Below are 22,809 nucleotides of genomic sequence, written 5' to 3'. Positions count from 1 at the left end.
ACATTAGCGACAGGATGTTGCGAAATTAAGAACAGCGCAGGGCCCGATCACGCCTATGAGGTCTTTCCGGATTTGGATTATCCTCGCTCATCCATTCTTCTCGGAACCTGCGACCATGGCTGACCTGAATCCATTTCCCATCACCCGCAAATGGCCCGCTCAATACCCTGAGTGGATCCAGCTCTATTCGCTGCCGACCCCCAACGGCGTGAAAGTCTCGATCATGCTCGAAGAGATCGGCCTGCCGTACGAGCCTCATAAAGTGGACTTCGGCAGCAATGATCAGTTATCCCCCGAGTTCCTGTCCCTGAACCCCAACAACAAGATTCCGGCGATTCTCGACCCCCACGGGCCGGGGGATAAGCCGCTGGCGCTGTTCGAGTCGGGGGCGATCCTGATCTACCTGGCGGACAAGAGCGGCCAGTTGCTGGCCCAGGACTCGGCGGCGCGCTACGAGACGATCCAGTGGCTGATGTTCCAGATGGGCGGGATCGGGCCGATGTTCGGGCAGCTGGGGTTCTTCAACAAGTTCGCCGGCAAGGACTACGAGGACAAGCGCCCCCGTGACCGTTACGTCGAGGAAAGCAAACGCCTGCTCAAAGTGCTCGACGGGCGCCTGCAAGGACGCGACTGGATCATGGGCGAGCGCTACACCATCGCCGACATCGCGACCTTTCCATGGGTGCGCAACCTGATCGGCTTCTACGAGGCCGGTGACCTGGTGGGCATCCAGCACTTTCCCAACGTGACGCGGGTATTGGAGCGCTTCCTGGCGCGACCGGCGGTGGTTCGTGGGCTGAAGATTCCGGAATGAGCGGCTGATGACGCCCGGGCAGTGCTGGGGTGATTTGCATCAATGGCACGTTGGCCCTGTAGAGCGATTATTGCCCGGCCGGTAACACTCTGTTTTCCAGCCGGCGTTTGTGCCCGGGTCGACCAGGGCATAAGCTTTGCCCCCTGTGATCGAGCCCCCAATTGCCCAGGAGTCCCATGTCCAGCCAGTTCCCCGAAGCACGTCCACGCCGTCTGCGTCGCAATGCCAGCTTGCGCAGCCTGTTCCAGGAAACCGAGTTCACCCTGAACGACCTGGTGCTGCCGATTTTCGTCGAAGAGGAAATTGACGACTTCGTGCCGATCAAGAGCATGCCGGGCGTGGTGCGCATCCCTGAATCGAAACTGGCCAGCGAGATCGAACGCTACGCCCGGGCCGGCATCAAGGCCGTGATGACCTTTGGCGTCTCCCACCACCTGGACGGCGACGGCAGCGATACCTGGAGCGAGCGTGGCCTGGTGTCGCGCATGGCCGGCATCTGCAAGGACGCCGTGCCGGAAATGATCGTGATGTCCGATACCTGCTTTTGCGAGTACACCGATCATGGCCATTGTGGCGTCCTGCACGGGCACGAAGTGGACAATGACCGGACCTTGGTCAACCTGGGCAAGCAGGCCGTGGCAGCGGCCCGCGCCGGCGCCGATGTGATCGCCCCGTCGGCGGCCATGGACGGCCAGGTCCAGGCCATCCGCAGGGCCCTGGACGAAGCCGGTTTCAGCCAGACGGCGATCATGGCTTACTCGACCAAATTCGCCTCGGCGCTGTATGGGCCGTTCCGCGAAGCCGGCGGCAGCGCCTTGAAGGGCGACCGCAAGAGCTACCAGATGAACCCGATGAACCGCCGCGAAGCCCTGCGCGAATCGCTGCTCGATGAGCAGGAAGGGGCCGATGCGTTGATGGTCAAGCCGGCCGGTGCCTACCTGGACATCATCCGCGACATCCGCCAGGCGTCGAACCTGCCGCTGTCGGCTTATCAGGTCAGTGGCGAATACGCGATGATCAAGTTCGCCGCCCAGGCCGGCGCCATCGACGAAGCCCGGGTGGTCCGTGAAAGCCTGGGGGCGATCAAGCGAGCAGGGGCCGACCTGATCTTCACCTATTTTGCGATGGACCTGGCGTCAAGCGGGATCTGACCACGGATCCAGAGTGAAAACACCTGCGGGAGCGAGCTTGCTCGCGAAGGCGTCGGCACATCCCGCCAGGGTGCAACCGGTCGATTCCGAGGGGAGGGTGTGGTGACCCGTCGTCCCGAGCGAGCGAACGTAGCCTCGTCCGGCATTTGGTCGTATGGTGGCTGCGGACCAACGGACCTCATGGGGCAACATGCAACTCAGTCGATGGATGATCAGCCTTGTCGCATTACTGGCCCTGGCCGGTTGCGGCAGTCGCCAAGCCCAGGAGCCTGAACGCCAACCGGACGAGGTCAAACGGCAGATCGTGCGGTTGCTGCCGTCAAAGACCGCGGATCGCGAAGGGTGGGCCAATGACATCTATGTGGCCTTCTCGGCCCAGCAGATCTCGACCACGACGCAGAATATCTGTGCAGTCCTGGCGGTGACCGAGCAGGAATCAACCTTCCAGGCCGACCCCAGCGTGCCGGGGCTGGGCAAGATCGCCCGGGAAGAGATCGATCGCCGCGCAGCGAAGATGCACATTCCCAGGCTGTTGATCAGCGGTGCGCTTGAGCTGCGCTCGCCCAACGGCAAAAGCTACGCCGACCGGCTCAACGCGGTGCGCAGTGAGAAGGCGTTGAGCGAGATCTTCGATGATTTCATCGGCATGGTGCCGCTGGGCAAGACGCTGTTCGACGGCTTCAACCCGGTGCACACCGGTGGGCCGATGCAGGTCAGCATCGCCTTTGCCCAGGCCAATGCCCGCAATTACCCCTACACGGTGGATGGCTCGATTCGTCGCGAAGTGTTCAGCCGTCGCGGCGGCCTGTATTTCGGCATCGCCCATCTGTTGGGCTATCCGGTGAGCTACACCGAGCCGCTGTACCGTTTCGCCGATTTCAATGCCGGGTGGTACGCCAGTCGCAATGCGGCGTTCCAGCATGCGGTGAGTCGGGCGTCGGGCATTTCCCTGGCGCTGGACGGTGATCTGATCCTGCATGACGCCATCATGCCGGGTAGCACGGAGCTGGCGGTACGCACGCTGGGCAAGTCGTTGGGAATGCGCAACCCGACCATTCGCGATCAACTGGAGCTGGGGGACAGCCTGGCGTTCGAGGACAGCAAGCTCTACAAGCGGGTGTTCGAGCTGGCCGAAAGTGCGGAAGGCAAGCCGTTGCCGCGGGCGGTGTTGCCGGGGATCGTGCTCAAGAGCCCGAAGATCACACGCACGTTGACGACGGCGTGGTTTGCCAAGCGGGTGGATGAGCGTTATCAGCGGTGTATGGCGCGGGCGTCGGGGCGGTAGCGATGACGCGAGGTCGATGGCGGGGCTTGGGTATTTGAGAAGAGACCGTGGCGAGGGTGCTTGCTCGCGGTTATTGTCGGGGGCTGCGTTGCAGCCCAGCGGGAGCAAGCTCCCTCGCCACGGTGGGTGTTGCATTGTCTGGGGCCTGGGTTGCATGGGCCTCCTTCATGCGCGGTTCTCGATCAGGCGATCGGAACCACCTTCGGCGACACGGCGTTCCAGCAGGCGATCGGAACCACCTTCGGCGACGCGGCGTTCCAGCAGGCGATCAGCACCACCTTCGGCGACGCGGCGTTCCAGCAGGCGATCGGCGCCACCTTCGGCGACACGGCGTTCCAGCAGGCGATCGGCACCGCCTTCGGCAACGCGGCGTTCCAGCAGGCGATCGGAACCACCCTCGGCGACGCGGCGTTCCAGCAGGCGATCGGCACCGCCTTCGGCAACGCGTTTTTCGATCAGGCGATCGGAGCCGCCTTCGGCGACAACAGGTTGGGCGGTGGCGGCGAATACGTTGGCGGCCAGGACCGAGAAAGCAAGGCTGAGGATGATTTGGCGTTTCATGAGGGTGTGCTCCGGGGGTGCAGTGGTTGGTGTGGCGCCATTGTTGCGTCCGACCACCGTCAATAAGAACTTCATTGAAATGATGGTGGATATCGACGGGGGTGATAACTCGTCGGCGTGCAGCTGGTCAGCCTGATACTGCAAACAGCGGCGTCGGTTTGAACGTCGGTGGGCTGACGGGCTCTACCCAATACCCCCTTTGAGGAGTCCCTCATGTATCAGTTGTTTGGTCATCGCCAGTCCGGGTCGGCGGCGGTGGAGATCGCGCTGGAGTGGTGCGGCGTGCCGTTTCGCCGGATCGATGCCTATTCGACCGAGGACAGCGAGGCAACGCGCGAGCTCAAGACATTGAACCCACAAGTCCAAGTGCCCACCCTGCAATTACCGGATGGCTCGGTGCTGACCGAGGCGGCCGCGATCCTGATTCACCTCGGGCTGAGCTTTCCCGCGTCGAAGCTGCTGCCTGACGATCCCCTCGAACGCCCGCAAACCCTGCGCGGCCTGGTCTATGTCGCCGCCAATTGCTACACGCCCATCGGCATCATCGATTTTCCACAGCGCTGGCTGGACGGTGGTGATGGCGCCTGCGCCGAGTCATTGGTCCGAGGTACCCAGCAACGGCTGTATCGCAACTGGGCCTTGTTTGCCGACCAGTTCGCGGCCAGGCCTTTTTTCGGCGGTGCCGAACCGGGAGCCCTGGATGTCCTGGCCGCGGTGATCACTCGCTGGAGCGGCACGCGGGAAGCGATGCTGAGTGCTCGTCCCGAGTTCCACGGCTTGCTGGCGCGCATCGACCGCCATCCACGGGTGGCGCCCGTGTTGTCGCTGCACTGGGCCGAGTGAATCAGGGGCAGGCGTTTGCCGTGGCGGCCTGCTCGATGAGGCCCACCAACTGACGGACGTTGTTCTGATGGGCGCTCACCAGCGCGTCGATGCTGCCACCCGCCGGCGTTTGCAGGCTGCTGCGGCAGGTGAGGGTGGGGGATTGCGTGCCCCGCAGTCGCCATTGCACATCCATGCGGGCGTAGCGACCGGGAATCGAGTCGAAGCGCTTCACGTCCACGCGCAGCAAACGCTTGGCCGCGCCGGGATTATTCAACTGTTCGTCCAGGCTGCTGTGCAGTTCATCGGCCAGGCTGGCGCCCCACCATTCGGTTTCCAGGATCGCCAGGGCACTGTTGCCCTGGCGGATGACCATCTGGGTGCGATCCACCTGGGGCGGTACGCTGACTTGCTCGACCTGGATGTCCGCGTTGGACCGCGACGGGCCGGCCGGCTGGGCGGGGCTCAGGGTGTGGTAGTGGATAGGATCGCTGCGACAGGCGACGAGCAACAGGGCGATGGCGAGCCCTATGAGTTTCAGCGGCATCAGGTGTGCTCCTGTGATCATTCGTTTGGCGGCAACGTGAGGTTCTGCGCCGGAGCATCCTTGGGACGTCCACGCAGCAGCGATTCGGGATGGCGGCTCAGGTAGTCGGACAACTCGCGTAGCGAGCGCGACATGCGGCCCAGGTCGTCGAGGGTCTCGGTCAGTTGTTCGCGCTGGGGTGAATCCTCGGCGAGGGTCGAGTTGGCCGATTGCAGGGTCTTGCTCACGTCCTGCAAGGTGCTTTGCACGCCGGGCAGGGTCTTGCCGTTGATCTGTTTCAGGCCCTTGCGCAGTTCCACCAGGTTGCCGTCCAGGTTGCTGGCGATGCTCTCCAGCGGCAGCTTGTTGATCCGTTCCACCATTGAATGGAGCTGTTCCTGCAGTTGCTGCAGGCTGCCCGGAATGGTCGGGATACGGACCGGCCGGGCATTGGGGTCAAAGGCGACTTTTTCCGCCTTGGGGTAGAAGTCCAGTGCGATGTACAACTGCCCGGTCAGCAGGTTGCCGCTGCGGGCCTGGGCGCGCAGCCCGCGCTCGACGAAACTGCCGATCAGGCGTGCGCCAGCGGCTTCGTCGTCGGGGTTATGATTGAGGGCCTTGAGCAGTTTCTCATGGGCCTTGCCCAGGCGTTGCGGGTAGATCACCACACCGACGTTGACCGGAAAGCTGCGTTGTTTCTCGTCGAAATCCAGGTTGATCGCCACCACCCGGCCGACCTCCACACCGAGGAATTCCACCGGCGCATCGACCCGTAAGCCGCGCAGCGCCTGATCGAAGCGCAACGCCAGGTATTGCGCCTTGCCGTTGGGCGGCGCGAGTGCGCTCTGCTGGTCGGCGAACAGTTCGAAGGTCTTGTCCGCGCTGGCCGGGCTGTCGTTGGGGTTGTAATCCGGGGCCCGGAAGGCGATGCCGCCCAGCAGCAGGGCCGAGAGGGATTCGGTCTTGACCGCGAAACCGTTGGCGCCGACGTTGACGTCCACGCCGCTGACGTTCCAGAACCGGGTGTTTTCGGTGACGTAGGCGTCGTTGGGCGCGTTGACGAACACATCGATGTCGACGCCCTTGCCCTCGGCGTCCAGTGCGTAGGACACGACCTGGCCCACCGGGATCTTGCGCAGGTACACCGGCGAGCCGATGTCCAGCGAGCCGAGGTCCTGGGAGTGCAGGGTGAAGCGCTTGCCCGGTTCGCCGTAGGTGATCGGCGGCGGGGCTTCCAGGCCGGTGAAGGACTTGGCGCGCACCTTCGACTGGCCGGCGTCGGCGCCGATGAAGTCACCGGACAGCAAGGTGTCGATCCCCGAGATCCCGCCGGCGCCGATGCGCGGCCGAACCACCCAGAACACGGAGTCTTCGTGGGTGAAAGTGTCGGCGTTCTTGGCCAGTTTGACCGTGGCGGTGACGTTTTTCTGGTCGTTGCTCAATTGCACGTCGGTGACCTGGCCGATGACCACATTGCGATATTTCACCTCGGTCTTGTTGGCGGTCAGGCCCTGGCCGGTCTTGAAGGTGATGGTGATGGTCGGGCCTTCCTGCAGCCAGTCGTGGACCACCAGGGACAGCCCCACCAGCACCGCGATGATCGGCACGATCCACACCAGCGAAACGGTCCAGCGGCGGGTGGTGACGTTGGCGCGTCCTGGCCCGGGCCGTTGCCCGTCAGTGGCTTGCGTTTTCATCCAGCGCCTCCTCGCAGGGTTGGGTGTCCCAGATCAGCCGGGGGTCGAAACTCATGGCCGACAACATGGTGAACAGCACCACCAGGCCGAAAAACAGAATGCCCGGGCGCGGCTCGATGTCGCTCAGGGCCTGGAACTTGACCAGCGCGGCCACCAGGGCCACCACCAACACATCGAGCATCGACCAGTAGCCGATCACCTCCACCAGCCGGTAGAGCTTGGCCCGCTGGACCTGAGCCCAGGTGCTGCGGCGCTGGACGGTGACCAGCAGCAAGGTCAGCACGACAAACTTGATGCCCGGCACCGCGATGCTGGCGATGAAAATGATCAGGGCGATGTCCCAGGCGCCGCCTTGCCAGAACTCGATGACGCCGCTGATGATGGTGCTGTCGGCACCGTCGCCGAGCATCTGGGTATTCATGACCGGCAGCAGGTTGGCCGGGATATAGAACACCAGCGCGGCCAGCATGTAGGCCCAGGTGCGGGTGATGGGGTTGGGTTTGCGGCGATGCAGGTCGGCGTCGCAGCGTGGGCAGGCCTGGGGTTCGTCGCTCATGTCGCAGGCCAGGCCGCAGCCGTGGCACAGGCACAGGTTCAGGTCGTCGGCCTTGGGCGGGTCGGCTGACGGCAGGCCGTTCACAGGCTGTCCCACAGGTCGCGGACATCGCGCCCGGCAATGCGGATCATCAGCAGGCTCAAGGCCGCCAGCGTAAACAGGCCGATGCCGGGGAGCACGTCCAGCAAGCCGGCAAGCTTGATCACCGCCACCAGGGCACCCAGCAGGCACACTTCGAGCATGCTCCAGGGCCGCAGGCTCTCCAGGCTGCGCATGCACAGGTTGAAGCCGGGCGCCCGTCGGTTGGCGTGGGCGTAGCCCAGTACCCAGAGCAGCAGCGCCAATTGCAGGGCCGGTGCGACGATGATTGCGACGGCGGCCACCAGGGCGATGAAGGTCATCGGCCCTTGGCTCAGGGCGACGATGGAGTCCCACAGCGTGGCGCTGTTGCTCAGGCCCTTGAACCGGATGCTCATGATCGGATAGACATTGGTGAACGCCCACAGCACCGCGGCCGTGAGGGTCAGGGCCAGGCGTTGCTCGATGCTCAGGCCGTTGTAGCGCTGGATGACCGCGTGGCAGCGCACGCACGAGGCTTTTTGATGCCGCACGAGGACCACCGGCTCGTACACCGCATCGCAATGCTCACAGATGATCAGTCGGGCGGAGGTGGCCATCGAGAGGCTCGGGCAGAGGCAACCCCTTCAATATAGAAGTGAACGGCCAATCAGCAAGCTGTGGCAGTGACGCTGGCAGCGAGCCCGCTCGCTCCCAGTGTGTTGACCCTGCTGCGACCGGTCATTCGCCGCGGATGTACTGCTCCAGTTGTCGGATCAGGTCGGCCTGTTCGGCGATGGCTTCCTTGACCAGGTCGCCGATGGACAGCAGGCCGACGAGCTTGCCGTCGTCCACCACCGGCAAGTGGCGCAGGTGCTTTTCAGTCATGATGCTCAGGCAGGTCTCGACGTTCTGGTGCGGGTCGATGGTGATCACCGGGGATACCATGATGTCGCTGACCTTGGTCCCCACCGACGAGCGCCCGTGCAGGACCATTTTGCGCGCGTAGTCACGTTCGCTGATGATCCCCAGCACTTCCCCGTTCTTCACCACCAGCAAGGCGCCGACGTTCTTCTCGGCCATGCGCATCAGGGCCTGCAATACCATGTCGTCCGGTGAGATGGTGTGCACTTGCTGGTTCTTCTCATCTTTTATCCGGAGCAATTGCGCGACGGTTTTCATGGTGGGCCTCGGTTGTTTTTGCAGGTGTGCTTAAAGAATCGTAGACCCGGCGGCGCAGAGCAAGCGGGAAAGCGGCGGCCAGTCGTCAAATAACGTCATGGGCAAGCAAAATTTCCCCTGATGGCATGTCATTCACCTTGTGGCGAGGGAGCTTGCTCCCGCTGGGCTGCGCAGCGGCCCCAAAGCGGCCAAGCATCAGATGAACACCTTCGGGGCTGCTTCGCACCCCAGCGGGAGCAAGCTCCCTCGCCACAGTGCCACAGTGCCACAGTGCCACAGTGCCACAGGAATACGGTGGCTATGTCGGTTGGGCAGGTGAAGATCTCTCGCCACAGGTAGAATCCCTTCTCACATAGAACACGAGGTTGCAGTGGTGGATCTACAGCAGGGCTTCGTCCTGACCCGGCATTGGCGCGACACCCCGGCCGGCACCGAAGTCGAGTTCTGGCTGGCCACCGATGCCGGGCCCCGGCGCGTGCGCCTGCCGGTGCAGCCGTCGGTGGCGTTCGTGCCGCAGGCCCAGCGCGACCAGCTCCAGGACCTGTTGCAAGGGGAGAAGGACATCGAGCTGCGGCCCCTGGACCTGCTGGATTTCCAGCACCGCCCGGTGCTGGGCCTGTATTGCCAGCAACACGCCCAACTGATGCGCCTGGACACCACGCTGCGCCGTGCCGGTGTCGAGGTGTTCGAGGCCGACATCCGGCCGCCGGAGCGCTACCTGATGGAGCGCTTTATCACCGCGCCGGTGTGGTTCGGTGGCACTCCGGGGGCCGATGGCCTGCTGCTGGAGGCGCAGATGAAACCGGCGCCCGGTTACCGTCCGGCGCTGCGCCTGGTGTCCCTGGACATCGAGACCACCGCCCAGGGGGATCTGTACTCCATCGCCCTGGAAGGCTGCGGCGAGCGCCAGGTCTACATGCTCGGGCCGCCCAATGGCGACGACAGCAGCGTGGATTTCCAGCTCGAATACTGCGAATCGCGCACGCTGCTGCTCAAGAAACTCAACGAGTGGTTCGCCCGCTTCGACCCCGACGCCATCATTGGCTGGAACGTGGTGCAGTTCGACCTGCGCGTGCTGCATGAACATGCCCGCCGGTTGGCCGTGCCGTTACGCCTGGGGCGCGGCGGTGAAGAGATGCAATGGCGCGAGCATGGCGCGCGCAATAATCACTTTTTCGCTTCGGCGGCGGGCCGGCTGATCATCGACGGCATCGAGTCGCTGCGTTCGGCCACCTGGAGTTTCCCCTCGTTCAGCCTGGAAAACGTCGCCCAGACGCTGTTGGGGGAGGGTAAGTCGATCGATAACCCGTACCAGCGCATGGACGAGATCAACCGCATGTTCGCCGAGGACAAGCCGGCGCTGGCGCGTTACAACCTCAAGGACTGCGAACTGGTGACACGGATTTTCGCCAAGACCGAACTGCTGACATTCCTGCTGGAGCGGGCCAGCGTCACCGGCCTGCCGGCGGACCGCAGCGGCGGATCGGTGGCGGCCTTCACGCATCTGTACATGCCGCTGATGCACCGCCAGGGCTTCGTCGCGCCCAACCTGGGACAACGCCCGCCTGAGGCCAGTCCGGGTGGTTTTGTCATGGATTCACAACCGGGGCTCTACGAATCGGTGCTGGTGCTGGACTACAAGAGCCTGTACCCGTCGATCATCCGCACCTTCCTCATCGACCCGGTGGGCTTGATCGAAGGCCTGCGCCACCCAGGCGAGCGCGAGTCGGTGCCGGGCTTTCGCGGAGCACGCTTCTCCCGCACCCGGCATTGCCTGCCGGCCATCGTGGCGCGGGTCGCCGAAGGCCGGGAGACGGCCAAGCGCGAACACAACGCCCCGCTGTCCCAGGCCCTGAAAATCATCATGAACGCCTTTTATGGCGTGCTCGGCTCCAGTGGCTGTCGCTTCTTCGATCCGCGGCTGGCTTCGTCCATCACCTTGCGCGGCCACCAGATCATGCAGCGCACCCGACAGTTGATCGAAGCCCAGGGGCACGTGGTGATCTACGGCGACACCGACTCCACGTTCGTCTGGCTGCGGCGCGCCCATGGCCAGGAGGAAGCGGCGAAGATCGGCCGCGAACTGGTGGCACACGTCAACCAGTGGTGGCGCGAGCAGGTGCGTGACGAGTTCGGGCTGGAGAGTGCCTTGGAGTTGCAGTTCGAAACCCACTTCAAGCGCTTCCTGATGCCGACCATCCGCGGCGCGGAAGAGGGCAGCAAGAAACGCTACGCCGGGCTGGTGACCCGCGCCGACGGCCATGACGAAATCGTCTACAAGGGGCTGGAGACCGTGCGCACCGACTGGTCGCTGCTGGCCCGGCAGTTCCAGCAGGAGTTGTATGAGCGCATCTTCCACCGCAAGCCTTACCAGGATTACGTGCGTGATTACGTGCGCCAGACCCTGGCCGGCGCGTTCGACGAACGCCTGGTCTACCGCAAACGCCTGCGCCGTCCGCTGGACGACTACGAACGCAACGTGCCGCCCCACGTGCGTGCGGCGCGGCTGGCCGACGAGTTCAACCAGCGCCAGGGCCGCCCGCGGCAATACCAGAATGGTGGCTGGATCAACTACGTCATCACCGTCGCCGGCCCGGAACCGCTGGAAGCCCGCAGCGCCCCGATCGATTACGACCACTACGTGAGCAAGCAGCTACAACCGGTGGCGGACGCGATCCTGCCGTTCGTGGACGATGACTTCTCGACGTTGGTGGGTGGGCAGATGGGGTTGTTCTAGAGAACGTTCATTGGTTTGCCGACCCTGTGGCGAGGGGATTTATCCCCGTTCGAGTGCGCAGCACTCGTCTATTTGGTAGGTGGCTGCGATGTTCTTTGGGGGCGCTACGCGCCCCATCGGGGATAAATCCCCTCGCCACAGAGCTATTGTGTGTCTCGCGATTGCCCCGCCAATCAAACCATCGCCAGCCGCTGCTTGCCCTGGGGTTGCGCAAACGTCAGGTCCAGGGCCGCGAGGTCCTGGGGGGCCAGTTGCAGATCGGCCGCTTCGGCGTTCAGCCGCACGTGCTCGGGCTGCACCGCCTTGGGAATGGCAATGACATTGTCCTGGCGCAGGAGCCAGGCCAGCGCGATCTGCGCCGGTGTCGCGCCGTGGCGCTCGGCGATCTGGCGCAGGGTGTTGTCCTTGAGCAGGCGCCCGCCCTGGCCGACCGGACAGTAGGCCATGATCGGCATGCTGCGCTGTTGGCACCAGGGCAGCAGGTCGAATTCGATGCCGCGTGCTTGCAGGTTGTACAGCACTTGGTTGGTGGCGCAGGCCGGCGCAGCCAGTTCTTCGAGGTCGGCGACATCGAAGTTCGACACACCCCAGTGGCCGATCTTGCCTTCCTCGCGCAGGCGCTCGAAAGCCTCGACGGTTTCCTCCAGCGGGTACTGCCCGCGCCAGTGCAGCAGATAAAGGTCGATGTAGTCAGTGTCGAGCCGTCGCAAGCTGCGTTCGCAGGCCAGAGGAATGCCTTTGCGACTGGCATTGTGGGGGTAGACCTTGCTCACCAGGAACACCTGGTCGCGCAGGCCGGTGATCGCCTCGCCCACGACAGCCTCGGCGCCGCCTTCAGCGTACATTTCCGCGGTGTCGATCAGGGTCATCCCCCGTTCGATGCCCAGGCGCAGGGCGGCCACTTCCTGCTTGTGCTGGGACGGTTCCTCGCCCATGTGCCAGGTGCCTTGGCCGATCACGGGTACGGATACGCCGGCCAATTCCAGAGTCTTCATGACTGTCTCCTGTGTGGTTGAACGTCAGGCATGTGGCAGCAGGATAGACCAAGGGTTCAAGGCCTGTGGGAGTGAGCCTGCTCGCGAAGCGGTCTGTCTGCGCCGACCTCTTCGCGAGCAGGTTCGCTCCCACAAAGGTGATTCAGGCGGTGGCGAATGTTGCGGTCAACGCCTCTTCCCTGTGGGAGCGGGCTTGCCCGCGAAGACGGCGGTACATCCAAAATCGATTCGAGCTGATCCACCGCTTTCGCGAGCCAGCCCGCTCCCACAGGTTGGCGGCTTGAGCCGGACCCATGGGGGCGAGCGGGGGGATTACTTGGTGGAGAACTTCAGCACCATGGTCTGGGTGTAGGTCTGGCCCGGATCAAGGCGCGTCGACGGGAAGTTCGGCTGGTTGGGCGCATCCGGGTAGTGCTGGGTTTCCAGGGTAAAGGCGCCCCAGTGCGGGTAGACCTTGCCTTGCTTGCCCTTGATCGTGCCATCAAGGAAGTTGCCGGTGTAGAACTGCACGCCAGGCTCACTGGTAAAGAGCTGCAAGTAGCGTCCCGATTGCGGGTCGTAGGCATCGGCGGCGAGTTTGCCCACGTCCCCCTTGGCGTCCAGCACCCAGTTGAAGTCAAAGCCGCCCTGTTTCGGTTCGGCGAACTTGAGTTGTGGGTGATCGGCCTTGATGTGGGTGCCAATGGCGGTGGGTTGGGTGAAGTCCATCGGTGTGCCGGCCACGGGGGCCAGTTCGCCGGTGGGGATCAGCTTGCCGTTCACCGGGGTGTAGCGGGCTGCGTGCAGGGTGGCGACCTGTTTCAGGATGTCACCGTTGCCGGCACCGGCCAGGTTGAAATAGCTGTGGTTGGTCAGGTTCAACACCGTCGGCTTGTCGGTGGTGGCCTTGTACTCGATGCGCAATTCGTTCTTTTCGTTGAGGCTGTAGGTGACGTCGGTCTTCAGCGCGCCGGGAAAACCCATCTCGCCGTCCGCCGACAGGTAGGTCAGGGTCACGCCCACCGAATCCTTGCCCTCATGGGGTTCGGCTTTCCATACCCGCTTGTCGAACCCTTGCGGGCCACCGTGCAACGCGTTGCCGTGGTCGTTCTGCGGCACTTGATAACGCTTGCCGTCCAGTTCGAAGGCCCCGTCGGCCAGGCGGTTGCCAAAGCGGCCGATGGTTGCGCCGAAGTAGACGTTGCCGTTCTTCTGGTAACCCTGCACATCGTCGAAGCCGAGCACCACGTCGGCGGGCTTGCCGTGTTTGTCCGGCACGATCAGCGACTGGAGAATCCCGCCGTAGGTGATGACCGTGGCTTCCATGCCGTGGCTGTTGCGAAGCACGAATTTTTCCACGGCCGTGCCGTCGTCGGTCTTGCCGAACGCTGCGCGCTGTTGAGTCAGGCCGGCGGCCTGGGAGGCAGAGGTGGCGATCATCAGAGACACTCCGAGGGCCGTGAGCAGATGTCTGGATTCAAGCATGGTTTGACCTTCCTTCCTGTTGTTTTGTTGTTGTTTTGAACGCGGGTCGAGTCCGTTACTGGTCGGACGACGATGAAGGCTTTGCTGTTCAGTAGTCTTTCTATTTGTCGATGGAAACTGGATTTATAGCCATAAATTGGGATTTATCAATTAAAAAGTAAGACTAATTGACGTTTGGGAGATTTCCTTCAGAGGACGGTGTTGCACCGTCCACTGCACTTTTACGGTTTTTGTCGCTCTATCCATGGCCTGGAAGCGGCGACCCCCGCCGCGTCCCCCTGCCCAGACCGAGATTCGATGGCCGGTGCTTTTTATTCGATGCGTGCGTTGCGACGACGCAGCGCAGCAGTGTTGATCGGTGTGCTGGCCCTGCTCAGCGGCTGCAGCCACCAGCAAGGCCAGGACATGGTCACGCAGTTGGGTAACACCCGTCCCCAGGAGTTCCTGCAGACCAGCGTCGACCGCATGGCGACGTTGGCGATGCATGACAACCTGCAAAGCCTTTACCTGTTGATGAGCAAGTTGTACCTGCGCAACCCCGACGAACTGCGCAAGTCGGGCTTTCTCGACGCTCGTACCGCTGAAAAACAGGTGCGCATGGCCATCGAGCAGCAGCAGCCCTTGCCGACCCTGGGAGGCAAGAAGGATCTGGCGGCGTTGAGCTATGCGATGAGTCCGGAATTCCTCGGGGACCGGGTCGGGGCCTTCATCTATGCCATCGGCAGCATGCTGGTCACGGCCCATGGCAATCGCCTCGAGTTCTACATGACCGATAGCATCGACCCGCGCTTCGTCAGCAATGCCGCGCGCAACATCGAGAAAGCCACCTGGATCCTGAGCCAGCGCCAAGGCAAGGACGGCAAGCCGCTGCTGTTCTCCAACGAGATCTCGGAGGAAGGCAGCAACCTGAGCTTTGCCGTGGAGTTCGGGAAAATTGTCGCGCGGTTGGACCTGTTGACGCAGATGCTGGACGAGCGCTATCGCCGGATCGGGCTCAACTATGCCCAGAGCCTGCTGTTCCTGAACTTCCTGCCGGTTCAATAGCGACCGTTAAAAAAGGAATAAAGATAGATCACATCGATATAGGGGGTTATAAGAAAAATCGCTATGCTCGCGGCCAGATTTTCCACGCGGTTGCGCTGAGACGGGTTTGATGGATTTCGGTAATGTCGGTTTAGTCGTAGCGGGCCTGGTGGTCGGCTTCATCGTCGGGATGACTGGCGTCGGCGGTGGTTCGTTGATGACGCCCATTCTGCTGTGGTTTGGCATCAACCCGGCGACGGCGGTGGGCACTGACCTGCTGTACGCGGCCATTACCAAGTCGGGCGGTGTGCTGGTCCACGCCAAAAATCGCAATATCGACTGGGCCATCACCGGTTGGCTGACCTTGGGCAGCGTGCCGGCGGTCGGTTTGACCCTGTGGTTTCTCAGCAGCCTGCACAGCTCGCCCGACGCCATGAACGCGGTGATCAAGCAGGCCCTGGGCTTCGTGCTGTTCGCCACGGCCCTGGCGATCCTGTTCAAGAAGCGCCTGCTGCAATTCGCCCACGACCGCGCTGGCGGTCACTACAACCCGTCCGGCTCGCGCCTCAACGTGCTGACCGTCATCACCGGCCTGATCCTGGGCACCATGGTTGCGCTGACCTCCATCGGTGCTGGTGCCTTGGGCACGGTCGCGCTGTTCATCCTCTATCCCTTCCTGGTCACCAAGCGCCTGGTGGGCACCGAAATCGCCCACGCCGTGCCGCTGACCCTGGTCGCTGGCCTCGGCCATGCGAGCATGGGCAACATGGACTGGCACATCCTCGGTTTCCTGCTGGTCGGCTCGTTGCCGGGGATCTACCTGGGCAGTCATTTGTCGGGGCGTATCTCCGATGAACTGCTGCGCCCGTGCCTGGCGGTGATGCTGGCGATGATCGGGTTCAAGCTGGCGTTCTGAGGCCTGCCGGTGAGCACGTGCCTGCACGGCACACCGCTTTGCCGAGCAGGCTCGCTCCCACAGGGTTTCTTCCCTGGCGGTCCATGCTGGCCGGTCCATGCCGGCTTCGCACTCAGTTGCGCAATGAACCCGCTGGCCTAAGCTTCAACACAGGCGGGCGCAGTATTGGCCGACTCGCGGAACAATTGCCGCCATGCGCAATCAGTACAGCGTAGATATCAAAAGGAGAGGCGCATGCTCATTCGGTCGTTGACCTTCGCTACCTTGCTGGCCGTCGCCAGCCCGCTGTTCGCCGCTGATGGCGACTCACCCCTGGTGGCGGAGGTGGGCAGGACCCGCCCCTTGATCGTCATCGCGCCCAGCACGGTAGACCCGGCCTGGGTCAGCCTGAAGAAAGCGTTGGAAGAACCAGCCGGCAAGCAAGGTTTTGCAGAGCGCAACATGGTGCTCTACACGGTGCTCAACACCATCGGCCAGCGGGACGGCAAGGACCTGGACCCGCAAAGCACCATGTCCCTGATCCGTTCACTCAAGCTGGGCGCCGGTGCCCAGACCAAGATCATCCTGGTGGGCAAGGACGGGGAAAAGAAGCTTGAGCATTCCGGGGCGATCGAGCTCAAAGACGTTTTCGACACTGTCGACAAACTGCCGGCCGCGGAAAAGGAAGCGGCCGCCCCAACACCTCCTCCTCCCGCGCCAGAAACAGCCCCGGCCAAGGATGCCAAAGGCGCCAAGCCTGGCAAGGCGAGCAAACCTGCGGCGGCGCCGAAGCCGTTGGATGATTGATGACAGATCCATAGGCTTCTGTTTGTGGCGAGGGAGCAAGCTCCCTCGCCACGGTCGATCATTGCTTATCCAGCGCCGTCAGTATCCGATACGCAACCTTCACCCGTTCCTCGATCGGATAATTCTTGTTCGCCAGCAACACGATCCCCATGTGCCTGCCCGGCACGAACGCCGCGTAAGCGCCAAAGCCGCCGGTCGAGCCGGTCTTGTTGATCCAGGCATCGTCCGGCGCCGGGCGGGGCGGTTCGAGGGGCTGCACCTTGTTCGGCTGCATGGCGACCTCCACTGAGTTACCTGCCAGCAGTGCGTCCAGTGTCACCGGGTAGGGGTAGAACTCCCAGCCCAGGCCCTGGGTCATGCCGCCCATCGTGTAGAAACCGCTGTGGGTGGTGGCGATGGCCTGGCGCAGGTCGGCGTCCAGTTTTTCCGGCTGCAGGTTGGCCTCGACGAAACGAATCAGGTCCGCTGAGTTGGTCTTGACCCCGTAGGCCTGCGCATCCAGCGCCCCCGGCCCGACCCGCACGGGCTTGCCATCCTTCGCGTAGCCTTGGGCATAGCGCTCCAGTTGGTCTGGCGGTACCCGTACATAACTGTGCGTGAGGCCCAGCTTCGGCATCAGCGTCTGCTCCATCGCTTGCTCGAACGGTTGGCCCAGGCTGCGGGCTGCCAGGTAGCCGAACAAACCGATGCTGGGGTTCGAGTAGAGCCGCTGGGTGCCGGCCGGGTAGAGCGGTTTCCAGGCCTTGAAGTAGTCGAACATCCGCTCCGGATGGTCCGCTTCCTGGGGGAACTGCAGCGGCAGGCCGCCGGCGCTATAGGTGGCGAGGTTGAGCAGGCTGATGCCGTCGAAGGCGCTGCCGCGCAGCTCGGGAGCAAAGCGGCTGGCGGGGTCCGACAGCGACAGCTTGCCTTGGGCCAGGGCATAGGCGCCGAGCGTCGCGGTGAAGGTCTTGCTGACCGAGCCGATTTCGAAGAGGGTCTGGTCGGTGACCGCCTGCCGGGTGTCCTTGGAGGCCACGCCATAATTGAAGAAATGACGTTGCCCGTCGAGGGTGATCGCCACCGCCATGCCGGCGATGTCCTGTTGCTTCATCAAGGGCTCGATGGCGGCGTTGACCGTCTCTTCAATGCGGTCCTGGGCGAAGCCCGTGGTTGCCCCGCAAAGCAGCAGGAAAGCGCCGGCGAGGGTTGATCTGGCCATGTGCATGTCGGACCGTCTCCTTGGGTGTCCGGTGCCTGGGGTGCACCTGAAGGGGCGTCAATCTAGGCCGTTTTCCGCGGCTCGGCAATCGGTGGCCGGACGTTGCCAGGCGTGGTTCCGAGTTGTCTGGCCTGGGCGTCGGAAAGATCCTACGAAATCGCTGCGAATCCCAGGCCATTGGCCATGCATGGCAAACCACACAAATTCCTGGCCGCCGGGTAAACTTGCGCTCTTTCTAAAGGAGTTCACATGAGTTACTACCAGCCTGGCATTCTCGCCACCCCTGTTCCGCCTCAGGCCCGTCATCTGTTTTTTGCCCTGGAATCGGTCGAGGCACTGCCGGCTGCGATAGACAAACTCGTGTTGCTGCTGGATGAGCGCGCGGTGATCGGCTTTGGTGAGCCGCTGGTGAAGGCCCTGGGCGCCCAGATCGAAGGTTTGCGGGCCTTTCCCGCGCTGGCCGGCGTGGGCGTCGATAACCCCTCCACCCAGCATGCGCTGTGGTGCTGGCTGCATGGCGAAGACCGCGGTGAGTTGCTGCACCGCAGCCGCGCCATCGAGGCGGCACTGGCCCCGGCCTTGTGCTTGGTGCAGATGAACGAAACCTTCCGCCACATGACCGGCCATGACCTCACGGGTTACGAGGACGGCACCGAGAACCCCCACGACGAAGCGGCCGTCGCGGCCGCCCTGGCCCAAGGGACAGACGGCCTGCGCGGGGGCAGTTTCGCGGCGATCCAGCAATGGCAGCACGACCTGGATGGCTTCGCGGCGATGTCGCCCGGTGAGCGCGACAACATCATGGGCCGGCGCCTGAGCGACAACGAAGAAATCGACGAGGCGCCGGAGTCGGCCCACGTCAAGCGCACTGCCCAGGAGAGCTTCGCGCCCGAAGCTTTCGTCGTGCGCCGCTCCATGCCCTGGATCGAAGGCGACCGCGCGGGCCTGATGTTCCTGGCGTTCGGTTTCTCCCTCGATGCCTTCGAGGCGCAATTGCGCCGCATGAGTGGCCTGGAGGACGGCATTACGGACGGCCTGTATCGCATGAGCCGGCCGATCACCGGGGGCTACTACTGGTGCCCGCCACGGCTGGACGCACGCCTGGACCTGCGCGCCCTGGCTCGCTAAGCGCAACGGTTTGTGCAAAGCGTGAGGTGAACGCTATTCTTGGGCCGGACCTCTATCCGTGGAACGGGAGAAGCAAGCGTGGATAAAGTCATCGTCATCACGGGGGGCGGCCGCGGGATCGGGGCTGCCACGGCGCTGCTGGCTGCCGAGCTGGGGTATCGGATCTGCATCAACTACCAGTCCGATGAAAGCGCTGCCCTGGAGGTGCTCGCACAGGTCCGGGCCAAAGGCGTGCAGGCGATTGCCGTGCGGGCCGACGTGAGCATCGAGGACGAAGTGATCGCGCTGTTCGACCGGGTGGATGCCGAGTTGGGCCGCGTTACCGCCCTGGTGAACAACGCCGGCACCGTCGCCCAGAAGGCTCGCCTCGATGAAATGTCCGAGTTCCGCATCCTCAAGGTCATGCGGACCAACGTGATGGGGCCGATCCTATGCGCCAAGCACGCGGTGCTGCGCATGTCGCCACGGCATGGCGGGCAGGGCGGGAGCATCGTCAACGTCTCCTCGGTGGCCGCGCGCCTCGGCTCGCCCAGCGAGTACGTCGACTACGCGGCCTCCAAGGGCGCCCTGGACACCTTCACCATTGGCCTGTCCAAGGAAGTGGCCGGCGAAGGCATTCGCGTCAACGCGGTGCGGCCAGGCTACATCTACACCGATTTCCATGCCCTCAGCGGCGACCCGGACCGGGTCAGCAAACTTGAGTCGGCGATCCCCATGGCAAGGGGCGGGCGGCCGGATGAAGTGGCCGAAGCGATCATCTGGTTGCTGTCGGACAAGGCATCGTACGCCACCGGGACGTTCGTGGACCTGGGGGGCGGGCGCTGAGCTCAGCCTGTCTGTTGCGGCGCTTTCGCGACCCTGCTCGCGTCCACATGGATCGTCTGCGATAACGATCCGTTGTGGGAGCGAGCTTGCTCGCGAAGGGCGCTACCCTGATCTCAGAACGAGCGGATAATCCGCCCCAATGTTTCCATGGCCTTTTCCGACGCCTCGGTCCAAGGGCTGCCGTAGTTCAGGCGAATGCAGTTCCTGAACCGCCGGGTCGGTGAAAAGATCGGCCCCGGCGCGATGCTGATGCCTTGGGCCAGGGCCATCTGGAACAGCTTCAGCGAGTCCATCTGCTCGGGCAGTTCCAGCCACAGGAAGTAGCCGCCCGCCGGCTGGCTGACGCGGGTCTGGGCCGGGAAATAACGGGCGATGGCGGCGCGCATCGCACTTTGCTGTTCTTCCAGGGCATAACGCAACTTGCGCAGGTGACGGTCGTAGCCACCGTGTTGCAGGTAGTCGGCGATGGCCGCCTGGGCCGGCATCGAGGCGCACAGGGAGGTCATGAGCTTGAGCCGTTCGATCTTCTGCGCATAGCGCCCGGCAGCGACCCAACCGATGCGATAGCCCGGTGCCAGGCTCTTGGCGAAGGAGCCGCAATGCATCACCAGGCCCTCGGTGTCGAATGCCTTGGCCGGTTTTGGGGCCTGTTGGCCATAGTAGAGTTCGGCGTACACGTCGTCTTCGATCAGCGGCACCTGGTGGCGGCGCAGCAACTCGACCAGCGCTTGCTTGCGGGCCTCGGGCAGCGTTGCGCCCATGGGGTTCTGGAAACTGGTCATGCACCAGCAGGCCTTGATCGGGTGGCGTTCCAAGGTTTGCGCCAGCACTTCCAGGTCAAGGCCGTCGCGCGGGTGGACGGGGATTTCCACTGCCTTGAGCTTGAGCCGCTCCAGCACCTGCAGGCTGGCGTAGAACGCCGGTGCTTCGATCGCCACCAGGTCGCCGGGCTCGGTCACGGCTTGCAGGCACAGGTTCAGGGCCTCCAGCGCGCCATTGGTCACCAGCAGTTCCTCCATCGGCAACATCAGCCCGCCGACCATGTAGCGCAGGGCGATTTGCCGGCGCAACTGCGGATTGCCCGGCGACATGTCCGTGACAACCACTCGCGGGTCCATGTCTCGGGTGGCACTGGACAGAGAGCGCGACAACCGATGCAGCGGAAACAACGTCGGGCTGGGGAACGCCGAACCGAAGGGCACCGTGGTCGGGTCCTTGATCGATTCCAGCACCGAGAACACCAGTTCGCTGACGTCGACTTCGGTGGACTCGTGCACGGGGCTGCTGATCGCCGGCTCGGAAAACGGCGTCGGCGCATGGGCGTTGACGAAGTAGCCCGAGCGCGGCCGGGCCCGGATCAGGCCTCGCCGCTCCAGCAGGTAATACGCCTGGAACACCGTGGACGGGCTGACGCCATAGGTCTGGCTGGCGTAACGCACTGAGGGCACTCGCTGGCCCGGCCCCAGCATGCCGGAGCGGATCAGTTCAGCGATGTCGTCGGCGAATTTCTCGTAGCGTTTCATGGCGAGCCCATTTTGCAGCGGTTCGAGGTCAGACTGGAGCTGTGCGTCGGGCATCTTATCGCCTCACCGGTTCATCGGCGCGACAAAACGGCTCTTGGCCACGCTGTGGGTGCGCGGCTCGTCGCTGTCGGTCACTTTGAAGGTCAATTCCTGGGAACTGCTGCTCGGACGCTCGCTGAGCATCGCCACCGACACCGGTACGTCGACGATTTCACCCGGCGCCAGGCTCAGGTGCGTCTTGCCCTGCAAGGTGAAGCCTTCGCCATCTTGCAGCGACAGGGTGTAGGCCTGGCGCTGCTGGGTCTTGTTGATGATCTTCAGGCTGTAGATGTTCTCGATCTGGCCCTGGTTGTTCTCGCGGAACAGGCCGCGGTCCTTGCTTACGTCCAGGGACACCATAGGCCGCTCCACCAGTGCCACGGCCAGTGCACCGATCATCACCAGCAGCACGGCGGTGTAGCCGATCAGGCGTGGCCGCAGCAGATGGGTCTTGCCACCTTGCAACTGATGCTCGGAGGTGTATTTGATCAGCCCGCGGGCGTAGCCCATCTTGTCCATGATCGAGTCACAGGCATCGATGCAGGCTGCGCAGCCGATGCATTCCATTTGCAGGCCGTCGCGGATGTCGATGCCGGTGGGGCAGACCTGCACGCACATCTGGCAATCGATGCAGTCACCCAGGCCGATGTTGGCCGGCTTCACGTCGCGCTTGCGCGGCCCGCGGATCTCGCCACGGGCGGCGTCATAGGAAATGGTCAGGGTGTCCTTGTCGAACATAACGCTCTGAAAGCGCGCGTAGGGGCACATGTGCATGCACACCGCCTCGCGCAGCCAGCCGGCGTTGAGGTAGGTGGCAGCGGTGAAGAACAGCACCCAGAACAGGCTGACGCCGCCGATCTGCAGGGTCAGCAGCGCTTCGGCCAGCGGCCGGATCGGGGTGAAATAGCCCACGAACGTCAACCCGGTGAGCAGGCTGATGGCCAGCCACAAGGTGTGCTTGGCCGAACGGCGCAGGAGTTTGTTCAGGCCCCAGGGCGCGGCCTGCAGCTTGATCCGCTGGTTGCGTTCGCCTTCGGTGACTTTCTCGCACCACATGAAGATCCAGGTCCAGGAGCTCTGCGGGCAGGTGTAGCCGCACCACACGCGACCGGCGAACACGGTGATCGCGAACAGGCCGAAGGCGGCGATGATCAACAGCGCCGACAGCAGGATGAAATCCTGGGGCCAGAAGGTCGCGCCGAAAATATGGAATTTGCTTTCGGAAAGATCCCAGAGCACCGCCTGGCGGCCGCCCCAGTCCAGCCACACCGTGCCGAAGAACAGCAGGAACAGCACGCCCGCGCCGCTCAGGCGCAAGGTGCGGAACAAACCGGTGAAGCTGCGGGTGTGGATCAGGTTGTCGGTGGTCCTGGCCTTTATCTTCGCCGGCGCAGGTTCGAAGGTCTGTATCAACTGGACGGGGATTCTATCGCTCATGGTCGGTCGCTCATCAGCCGTTATCTGGCCGGGGCACTATGACCATCGAACTGTTTGCATAACAGACTCAGGTGAATCGATAAA

At 63.5% G+C, this 22,809-nt stretch carries 21 protein-coding genes; 10 read left to right on the top strand and 11 right to left on the bottom strand.

The window, feature by feature from the left end:
• Positions 1–115: 115 nt before the first annotated feature.
• From VM99_25285 to VM99_25275, 3 genes are all read left to right on the top strand, one after another.
• Entirely contained in the window at positions 116–814 is a 699-nt protein-coding gene (locus VM99_25285) for a glutathione S-transferase (GenBank protein AKK01213.1), read from the top strand.
• A gap of 176 nt (positions 815–990) precedes the next feature.
• Positions 991–1,965: a delta-aminolevulinic acid dehydratase gene (locus tag VM99_25280; protein AKK01212.1), complete on the top strand. Its 975-nt coding sequence runs from the start codon at positions 991–993 to the stop codon at positions 1,963–1,965.
• A 190-nt stretch (positions 1,966–2,155) separates the two neighbouring features.
• Entirely contained in the window at positions 2,156–3,250 is a 1,095-nt protein-coding gene (locus tag VM99_25275) for a lipoprotein (protein AKK01867.1), read from the top strand.
• Positions 3,251–3,415: 165 nt separating this feature from the next.
• On the opposite strand, the gene VM99_25270 is transcribed toward VM99_25275, so the two are convergent.
• Positions 3,416–3,811 carry a phage infection protein gene (locus VM99_25270; GenBank protein ID AKK01211.1) on the bottom strand — a complete coding sequence of 132 codons (396 nt, stop codon included), beginning with the start codon at positions 3,809–3,811 and terminating at the stop codon, positions 3,416–3,418.
• Positions 3,812–4,024: 213 nt separating this feature from the next.
• On the opposite strand from VM99_25270, the gene VM99_25265 reads away from it, so the two are divergent.
• Entirely contained in the window at positions 4,025–4,654 is a 630-nt protein-coding gene (locus VM99_25265; GenBank protein AKK01210.1) for a glutathione S-transferase, read from the top strand.
• Between the two features lies 1 nt (position 4,655).
• On the opposite strand, the gene VM99_25260 is transcribed toward VM99_25265, so the two are convergent.
• The 5 genes from VM99_25260 to VM99_25240 all read right to left on the bottom strand — a co-directional run bounded on the left by VM99_25260 (position 4,656) and on the right by VM99_25240 (position 8,651).
• Positions 4,656–5,180, bottom strand: coding sequence for a hypothetical protein (locus VM99_25260; GenBank protein AKK01209.1), 525 nt, complete (start codon positions 5,178–5,180; stop codon positions 4,656–4,658).
• Positions 5,181–5,197: 17 nt separating this feature from the next.
• Positions 5,198–6,856 (bottom strand): mammalian cell entry protein, encoded by a 1,659-nt coding sequence (locus VM99_25255; GenBank protein ID AKK01208.1) that lies wholly within the window; start codon positions 6,854–6,856, stop codon positions 5,198–5,200.
• Positions 6,837–7,496, bottom strand: a complete 660-nt coding sequence (locus VM99_25250) for a paraquat-inducible protein A (protein ID AKK01207.1) — start codon at positions 7,494–7,496, stop codon at positions 6,837–6,839. Before VM99_25250 ends, VM99_25255 begins: the two co-directional genes overlap by 20 nt.
• Positions 7,493–8,089 (bottom strand): paraquat-inducible protein A, encoded by a 597-nt coding sequence (locus VM99_25245; protein AKK01206.1) that lies wholly within the window; start codon positions 8,087–8,089, stop codon positions 7,493–7,495. The genes VM99_25250 and VM99_25245 overlap by 4 nt, the downstream gene beginning before the upstream one ends.
• Before the next feature lie 121 nt (positions 8,090–8,210).
• A complete protein-coding gene (locus tag VM99_25240; protein ID AKK01205.1) occupies positions 8,211–8,651 on the bottom strand; it encodes a histidine kinase in 441 nt (146 codons plus the stop codon).
• Positions 8,652–9,021: 370 nt separating this feature from the next.
• On the opposite strand from VM99_25240, the gene VM99_25235 reads away from it, so the two are divergent.
• Positions 9,022–11,388, top strand: a complete 2,367-nt coding sequence (locus tag VM99_25235; protein ID AKK01204.1) for a DNA polymerase II — start codon at positions 9,022–9,024, stop codon at positions 11,386–11,388.
• 173 nt (positions 11,389–11,561) lie between these two features.
• Here VM99_25235 and VM99_25230 read toward each other — a convergent pair whose 3' ends face one another.
• Together VM99_25230 and VM99_25225 are read right to left on the bottom strand one after the other, a co-directional pair.
• Positions 11,562–12,383, bottom strand: coding sequence for an oxidoreductase (locus tag VM99_25230; protein AKK01203.1), 822 nt, complete (start codon positions 12,381–12,383; stop codon positions 11,562–11,564).
• A 312-nt stretch (positions 12,384–12,695) separates the two neighbouring features.
• Positions 12,696–13,847, bottom strand: a complete 1,152-nt coding sequence (locus tag VM99_25225) for an aldose epimerase (protein ID AKK01202.1) — start codon at positions 13,845–13,847, stop codon at positions 12,696–12,698.
• Positions 13,848–14,144: 297 nt separating this feature from the next.
• Here VM99_25225 and VM99_25220 point away from each other — a divergent pair, with 297 nt between their 5' ends.
• From VM99_25220 to VM99_25210, 3 genes are all read left to right on the top strand, one after another.
• The gene (locus VM99_25220) at positions 14,145–14,891 is read left to right on the top strand and encodes a lipoprotein (protein ID AKK01201.1); all 747 of its coding nucleotides are present in this window, start codon (positions 14,145–14,147) and stop codon (positions 14,889–14,891) included.
• 109 nt (positions 14,892–15,000) lie between these two features.
• Positions 15,001–15,786: a membrane protein gene (locus VM99_25215; GenBank protein AKK01200.1), complete on the top strand. Its 786-nt coding sequence runs from the start codon at positions 15,001–15,003 to the stop codon at positions 15,784–15,786.
• A gap of 234 nt (positions 15,787–16,020) precedes the next feature.
• On the top strand, positions 16,021–16,572 hold the full coding sequence (locus VM99_25210; GenBank protein ID AKK01199.1) for a tyrosyl-trna synthetase: 552 nt from the start codon (positions 16,021–16,023) through the stop codon (positions 16,570–16,572).
• 58 nt (positions 16,573–16,630) lie between these two features.
• Here VM99_25210 and ampC read toward each other — a convergent pair whose 3' ends face one another.
• Entirely contained in the window at positions 16,631–17,779 is a 1,149-nt protein-coding gene (ampC, locus tag VM99_25205; protein AKK01198.1) for a beta-lactamase/D-alanine carboxypeptidase, read from the bottom strand.
• Between the two features lie 243 nt (positions 17,780–18,022).
• Here ampC and VM99_25200 point away from each other — a divergent pair, with 243 nt between their 5' ends.
• Complete coding sequence (locus VM99_25200) at positions 18,023–18,901, top strand: peroxidase (GenBank protein ID AKK01197.1); 879 nt, start codon at positions 18,023–18,025, stop codon at positions 18,899–18,901.
• 78 nt (positions 18,902–18,979) lie between these two features.
• Positions 18,980–19,726 carry an oxidoreductase gene (locus VM99_25195; GenBank protein AKK01196.1) on the top strand — a complete coding sequence of 249 codons (747 nt, stop codon included), beginning with the start codon at positions 18,980–18,982 and terminating at the stop codon, positions 19,724–19,726.
• 113 nt (positions 19,727–19,839) lie between these two features.
• Here the strand turns inward: VM99_25195 and VM99_25190 are convergent, their stop codons facing one another.
• A complete protein-coding gene (locus VM99_25190) occupies positions 19,840–21,249 on the bottom strand; it encodes a GntR family transcriptional regulator (GenBank protein ID AKK01866.1) in 1,410 nt (469 codons plus the stop codon).
• Positions 21,250–21,312: 63 nt separating this feature from the next.
• A complete protein-coding gene (locus VM99_25185) occupies positions 21,313–22,725 on the bottom strand; it encodes a (Fe-S)-binding protein (protein ID AKK01195.1) in 1,413 nt (470 codons plus the stop codon).
• Positions 22,726–22,809: the final 84 nt, after the last annotated feature.

This window comes from Pseudomonas chlororaphis (assembly GCA_001023535.1).
Lineage (GTDB): Bacteria > Pseudomonadota > Gammaproteobacteria > Pseudomonadales > Pseudomonadaceae > Aquipseudomonas > Aquipseudomonas chlororaphis_E.
The sequence above is the reverse complement of the archived record's forward strand: the minus strand, read 5'-3'. Positions and strand labels throughout refer to the sequence as shown.